Source organism: Pararhodobacter sp. (assembly GCF_036802785.1).
In the GTDB taxonomy this organism is placed as follows: domain Bacteria; phylum Pseudomonadota; class Alphaproteobacteria; order Rhodobacterales; family Rhodobacteraceae; genus Pararhodobacter.
In genome coordinates this window covers 1-6,966 of the sequence record NZ_DAIRVN010000118.1, presented here as the reverse complement: position 1 = coordinate 6,966, position 6,966 = coordinate 1, and the positions used below count along the sequence as shown (strand labels likewise).

4 protein-coding genes are annotated in these 6,966 nt (G+C 62.3%); 1 reads left to right on the top strand and 3 read right to left on the bottom strand.

Features of this window, described 5'->3' with window-relative positions:
- Nucleotides 1-494: 494 nt before the first annotated feature.
- Nucleotides 495-1,844, bottom strand: a complete 1,350-nt coding sequence (locus tag V7Q53_RS22695) for a hypothetical protein (protein WP_333831239.1) — start codon at nucleotides 1,842-1,844, stop codon at nucleotides 495-497.
- A 369-nt stretch (nucleotides 1,845-2,213) separates the two neighbouring features.
- On the opposite strand from V7Q53_RS22695, the gene V7Q53_RS22690 reads away from it, so the two are divergent.
- Complete coding sequence (locus V7Q53_RS22690; protein ID WP_333831238.1) at nucleotides 2,214-3,692, top strand: oligosaccharide flippase family protein; 1,479 nt, start codon at nucleotides 2,214-2,216, stop codon at nucleotides 3,690-3,692.
- A gap of 24 nt (nucleotides 3,693-3,716) precedes the next feature.
- Here V7Q53_RS22690 and V7Q53_RS22685 read toward each other — a convergent pair whose 3' ends face one another.
- Together V7Q53_RS22685 and V7Q53_RS22680 are read right to left on the bottom strand one after the other, a co-directional pair.
- The gene (locus tag V7Q53_RS22685) at nucleotides 3,717-5,384 is read right to left on the bottom strand and encodes a hypothetical protein (protein ID WP_333831237.1); all 1,668 of its coding nucleotides are present in this window, start codon (nucleotides 5,382-5,384) and stop codon (nucleotides 3,717-3,719) included.
- 33 nt (nucleotides 5,385-5,417) lie between these two features.
- On the bottom strand, nucleotides 5,418-6,966 hold a 1,549-nt coding region (locus V7Q53_RS22680), incomplete at its 5' end, for a glucosamine inositolphosphorylceramide transferase family protein (protein ID WP_333831235.1).

Genomic DNA, 6,966 nt, shown 5'->3' with positions numbered 1-6,966 from the left:
CCCAGCCACAAGCCATCCCGTTCAGTGCGTCACGGCCATATGCGATTCCCCTGTTATACATTAGGGGCTTCGGATATGGCCTGAGACGAGTGTTGAAAAAACGTTAAAATTCGCTTGATTTGCAGGTAGATAAGGGGTTTCTGGTAATCATGTATTCAGGATTGATGATTAGTTCGGGCTTCGTGTCACCAGATATAGAGTGGTAGAATTCCCTACCGGCGGTGGGTGGTGCGGAACACTACATTTCCCCATCCATGGCACCAGAATTCAATATGTTGAGCGGGTTCCTGCGCTAACGAATGTTCGTCAAATGTTTTTTGCACTTTGCAAATGCGCGCTTATGTCGCTTTTTTTGCGAATCACCGCCGGATCGTTTCCCGGATAGTCGGTTGTTCGAGTGGGTCGGAAGGCCGCCACGCGTCCTTCAGGGGCACCCTGCGGAAGACGGCAGGCGCCGCTCTCTCGTCGGACAAAGGGTTCCCCCGGCGGCCTTTTCAGGCTGTCGCGCCCAGCCTCGTTTCCGGCGGCGCAACGGGTACCAGGCGTTCGGCCGAGGTGCGAAGCGCCGTTTCACGGGCGATTGAGGCAATGGCGCAGCAGACCATGAGCAGGATTGTCGGGTCAGGAACCGTCATGCTCAGCATCAGCGCGGTGAGCTGCGCGAGCGCGGCAATCCGCGCGCCGACATACATGCGCCGCAAGGCCGGGTCAGCGATCACCTTGGCGGATCGGCCAATCGTCAGCCAGAGAAAAGCGAAAAAAGCGAATGTGCCGGGCAGGCCCACGCTGCCCAGAAACACCGGGAGCAGTCCATTAGAGCGCACCGATCCCGCGCCTGCGCCCAATCCCCAGGTGCGGTAGAAGGCATTCATCCCCGAGGCCGACCATGCACCGCGCTCTTGCCCGGAAAGGGAATCCAGTTTGGAAAAGAACAGCCGGTCCAGAAGGTCTACCGCGATCTGCAGAAGCGGGGTGAGTGCCAGAATTGTGGCCGCCGCTGCCAGCACGATGGAATAACCGGCGATTTTCAGGGCTGTTCTGCGGCGCTCGATCTTTCCATGAATGTCCAGAAAGCGTGCGAGCGCGAAAATGGCAAAGACAACCCCCAGCGCGGCAAAGCCGGTGGTGGAATAGGAGAGGATCACGAAGGCGCAATTGAACAGCGCGAGCAGAAAGTCGCGCGGTCTGTGAGACTGGGCCCAGGACCATGCAAAATAAGCGAAAAAAACCGCCGAAGCGGCGCCAAAAGGCGCGGGTTCGGAAAAACCGCCGATGGCACGGCGCAACCCGCCCATGGTCTGCTGATCGTGCAATGTATAAGCGGCCGTCTGAAACCAGCTTAGGAGGAGGTCAAACTGTATGATGTTCAGCACACCCAATATCACGTTTATCGCCGCCGCTATGGCAAACAACCGCTCGCCAGCCGCAGGCCCCTCCCGGCGCATCCAGCCGCAGAAGGCGACGAAGAACGCGAAGGCAATCAGAATATAGAAAGTCTGGGAAAGATTGGCGCTGGAGGGCGATACCGGAACGTAGACTGAAGGAAAGCTCGGGTCGATCTGAATGCCCGCCACCCCGCGCGCTACGGGAACGACCAGAAACGATCCCTCAAAAAACCGTACCAGAACCAGCGCCGAGAAAACCGAATAGAGGCTGAACAATCCCAGGGCGACTGCCGCTGAATTGAAGCCGGAAGAGGTGCGCCCGGGACGTAAGAGCACACCCAATGCGCTGACCCCCGCGGCCATTGCCGCAAAAAGCGTCGTCGCGAGAATGGAGAGCCCGCCGAGCGACGGCAGTTGCACGACAGCGAACATACCGAAGGGAAGCATGGCGAGCGTCATCAGATACGCGCCTGAACCGGACCGGAGCACCGCGATGAACCAGAACGCAATGATTACAAAACTTGCGGGAAAGAGCACCATGTCGCGACATCGCTCCGAGATTTTAAAAACAGAGTAACTTAACTGTTGCGTTACGCAAAGCGCTGACTCCGCAGCCCGTCAGATTTTTTATGTGCCTGTTTTTGCGTCTTTGCGGGCAATCAGAGGATGAGAGTGCGTTATTAGAGATTGACCGAATCTAAGTTTATCAGATTTTATAGGTCTGCGGACAGTAGCGAAGCCGGGCGTTCAGCGTTTCGGGCAAGGTCCTCGGCGATTTCCCGTCCTTTCCGTGTTTCCGGCCCCGCCGGTTCTTTAAGGAGGCTGCCGGTGCCAGGTAAAGATCTTGACGGGCCGGCCTCGCGCGGCCGCGCCCCACCCACCGGCCGCGCCGCGATGGCGGGGGGCGCGCTGCTGACCGCGCTGTCGCGCGCCTATATCCAGGTGGCGCAGATCATGATCTTCGTGGTTGCCGCGCGCATTCTTGGCCCGGCGGATTTCGGCTTCTTCGCCCTGATCTCGGCCTTTGCCATAATCGCCCTCAAGGTGTCTGAGGCCGGCTGGGGTGAATACATCATGTCCTGGAGCGGTGCCCCCGATGGCCCGCGCAAGGTCTTTGGTGCGGCCTGGATTGCCGGTCTTGCAATGATGGTCATCGGGCTTGTTGCCGCAGTCCTGACGGCGCGGATTTCCAGCCATGAAGATACACAGCTTCTGGTTGCGGGTTTTGCGCTCTGGATCTTTCTGGCTACCCCGTCGGCGGCCCTGAACGGTGCGCTGGTGTGGCAGGGGCGCATCGTGGCCTTTGCGCTGATTGTCATCGTGGCTGAAACCGCCGGGCTGATCGTGACGCTCGTGATGCTGAAAGCCGGGCATGGCGTGCTGGCGCTGGTCGGTGGCAGGCTTGCCTTGCAGGCGGGCTTCCTGCTGCTGGCGGTTGCGGTGACACGCATCGTGCCCAGCTTCTGGTTCATCCGCGACGAACTGCCCGATCTGATGGGGTTTTCGGCGAATATTCTGGTCTCGCGGCTGATCCTTACGCTGCGCAGCTATGCGGCGGTGTTCATCGTTGCCGGCTTCTTCGGACCGGCGGCGGTGGGGTATTTCCGGGCGGGGCAGCGCGTGGTCGGTGCCTTTTCCGAACTGATCGGTGAGCCGACGCGGGTTCTGGCATGGAAGGCGTTCCGCACCGCCCGGGACACCGGCGAGGCCGGGGCGCTTCAGAATTCCGCCAATGTCTTCTTTCCGATTCTAGGCATCATCTCGATCCCCGGTTTCCTCTGGATCAGTGTGTTCGCCGAACCGATCATCGTGGGGTTGCTGGGCCCGGAATGGGCGCCTGCGGTGCCGGTTATCGTGCTGCTTTCCTTCGCAGCACTTCTGGGGGCGATGGGCTACACCACCGAACCACTGATGTCCTTGACCGGCAACACGCGGGTATTGCCCCGGCTTTTCCTGTCCTATGCCGCTATCGCAATTGCCATGACCGTGGTTACCGGCCCCTTTGGGATGATCGCGGTTTCCGGGGCGCAGATCGTTGTTGCGCTCATCGTCTTCGTCATAAATCTGCAGATCTACAAAGCCAAGCTGGGGTTCGTCTGGTGGCCGGTGGTGCGCAATCTGCTGCCTGCCGTTGTTCCGATCATCGCCTCGCTTGCAGCACTGGTCTGTATCAATCAGCTGGAGGTTCTGGCCGGGGTCAATCCGCTGGTGCGCGCGCTTCTGATCTCTCTCCCGCCGACTGTGATGTATGTCGCGCTGCTGGCGCTTTTCTATCGTTCCCGGCTCAGCGCGCTGCGGCGTGACTGACCTGGGGCGGCATGGCTGACGCGCTCAGGGTGCGGTGGCGGTTGGCGGGTAGTGGAGGGTGATTTCGCGGCGCAGGGCATCTCCGCCCGCCTCGTTGTGCGGGCCGACCGCGAAGTCCAGCCACTCACCGGCGGCCAGATGGATTTCCTGCGGCCCGAAGACGAAGTCTTCCGTCCACACCACACCCGCCGCAATGACCGTGCCGTTGTGCGATACCTCGATGTTGGCGCCGTCGCCATCCGGCTCAGCTGGGGCGCGCCAGCGTGCCTCCACCCTGTATTCACCGTCTTCCGGGGCGGTGAAACGCTCGATGGCGTGATATGCCCCGGTGTCGAACCGGGCGCCGGATATCCAGTCCTGCGTCACCCGCAGGGGCCGCAGCGAGGGATCACCCAGGAATGTTGACCATTCCCAGTCCATGAACCGCAACGGGGTCAGGCGGCCATCCGCGCGCAGTGCATGATAGCTCCATGGCGACTGGCCGAAGGTATGGGTCACGTTGACGATGTGGCGCGCGCGCTCGGTGTGGATTTCCAGCGCCTCACCCAGAATGACGACGGGAACCTGGCTCAGGGTTGTCACCGGCGCGATGGGGTTTCCCCGGGCATCCAGAAACTGCGTGGCCCCGCTGACGACCAGCGCCGCCGGTGCGCCCCAGGCAATGATGGCACCGGGCGGCTCGCCAAAGGCATAAATCTGATCAACCGGCGTGGCGCCGATCCGTCGAGGCCTGCCCAGCGGCAACAGGCTTTCCTGCAACAGGCGGAAGCTGTCGGCGGCGGGCATCGGGGCGACGGGGGCAGGCCGGTAAAGCCCCATATTGGGCCAGTATGGCTCATCCAGCAGTGCATACCACCACGCGCCCGCAACCCCGGCAGCGCCCATTTGCGCGACCATCTTGAGCATGAAATCCGGCGCGTCGTCAGGGTCGTCGAACCATTTGCCAAATTCAGTCACATAGATGGGCAGCACTTGCCCGAACCCGGCCATCAGCGCGCGCAGCCTGTCCAGTTCCCCTGCCACCAGCTCTGGCTGGTCGGGGTAAAGATGCAGCGAGATGGCATCGCAATAGTCCAGTATCCCGTTTTCGAACAGCGACCGGAAAAAGCCCATGGCCACCGTCAGCGTACCGGTGCACAGGATTTCGGTTTCCGGATGCGCCAGCCGGACGGGCTTGTGGATGGCGCGCAGCGTGGTGGCCAGATGGCGCGTGCGGTCTTCGGTAAAGGGCCCGCTGACGAAATCATCCGAGTTGAATTCATTGCCGATCTCGATGCGCCGCAACCCGGGCGCGAACGCATCCAGCACCGCCACCACATAGGCGGCCAGAGCATTCTGGCCTTGGCGGGAATAGGGGGTCTGCCCGGCGTCATGCAGCGGGTTGGTGTCGGAGAACAGGATGAGCGGGTCCACGCCCCTGTCAATCGCCCGTTGCAGATAGACGGCCCTGCTGCCGGTGAAATCATACACACCGGGCACGCTTTCGATGTCAGGCCAGGAAAGCTCATCGCGCAGGACGGTCGCACCGATATCGGGAAGCAGGTTCAGATAGGACAGCCGCCAGTCCTGCACGAAATGCGTCTGAATACCCAGAAAGAAGGGCGCCTCCTCCTGTGCTTTCAATGTGCCCGCGCCCAGCAAAAGGGCGCAGGCGGCGCAGCCACCAACCATTCCCGAAGCACGGTGTCGCATGCCATCCTCCCCGGTTGCACGGCAGGCGCGGGGCTAGGGCCTGCGCGCCGCCCTGTCGACATAGACATCAAGCACACACTGCCCCTGCGCAAAGCTGACGTGATGAACGCCATTCGCGCCGTCCAGATCACCCGGAGTGATCTGCCGGATCAGCGTTTCGCGGTAGTCCTGCGCGTTCAGCACGTCGATGCGCATCAGGTTCAGCCCATAGCCGTAAACACCGAAGCTGTTGTTCTGCGAAGGACGGAAAAGCTGCCCGTTGACGCAAAAAACACCGCCCGCATTGCGCGACACATCGCTGCCGATCACAACCGGGTTGAGCCGGTGTGGCGTGACGCTTTTCAGGGCCGGGCCGTCCACCCGGAAGAGCGAGAGCGCGCTGGAATGTTCCTGATAGGCGTGATCGGACAGATTGCTGAACAGCCACCAGCCGCCGTCATGGTGCAGCAAGGAGCTGTCGGCGGGCAACATGCCTTCCAGCGCGGTCGCGTGCAGCTCCCACTCCAGCGGAAACTGCTTTGCCCGCCAGATTTCCAGCCGGTCCCTCTGATGGGTTTCCGGCATCATGTATATCTCGCCACCATGGGCGAAGACCTGCGGAAAGGACAGATGGTAATCGCAGCGCAAGGCAACACCCAGCGGCTCCAGTGCCGCGCCCTTCAGACGTGCGACTTCGATCCAGGCATTGCCGCCGCTCCGCTCCAATGCCTCATAAAACAGGTAAACCTCGCCCCCGTGTTCGATCAGGAAGGGGTCCGCCATCAGCCACCGCAGGCGCGGCAGGGGGGTAAGCTGGCTCAGATCCAGCTTGTCCGGCGTGCCCGTTCCGGTGCGCAGTTCCCAATTGTCCGCGGGGCGGCCCAGACGGGTGCGCGCCGTTGTCACCAGACGCCGGGTGACCGACCTTGCGAGGATGGTCGCATAGGGCGACGCCTTTCCGGCCGGGTCAGGCGGGATGTTCGTGCGGGCCACGCCGGAATCCACGTCGCGGCCAAAGGCACGGCACTTCAGGGCGCGCAGCACGAACCCCACCGCCTTGTGGCGCAGAAAGCGGGCCATGAGCGTGGCGCTGGGCTTGATGTTGTACTGCGCCGTGAAGAGACAATGCTCACTGGGAGTGCCCGGCACGCGCGCCATCAGCGCAAGGGGCACAAGGGGCGCGCCGCCTGACAGGGCCTTCATCGCGGCATGTTCGGCCAGATGCGGCGGTGACCCCGCGATCAGCACCGACCATTCCTCTTTGGCGATGCCCGGCGTTTCAGTCCCGGCGGGGGAGTGCCCGGTAAGCGCCAGCGCGATATCCGCGACCGGCTCGCCGTGACCGGCCGTCAGCACCGGCAGGCTGGCCAGCACCCGGCTTGCCGCTGCTGTGCTCACGGTCCGGGACAGGGCCCTTTGCGCCATACGCTCCATCGAAAGCACCAACGGGGGCCTGCCTGCTGCCGGCGCGCTTGCCTGCCCGGCAATGGTGCCGACAAGCGTAAAGGAAGGGTCATCGTGCAGCCGTTCAATCAGCCGGGCAACCCAGTCGGTGAGGGGCGCATCCGGCGCGAGAATGAATGCCAGCCGCAGGGGCGGGGGG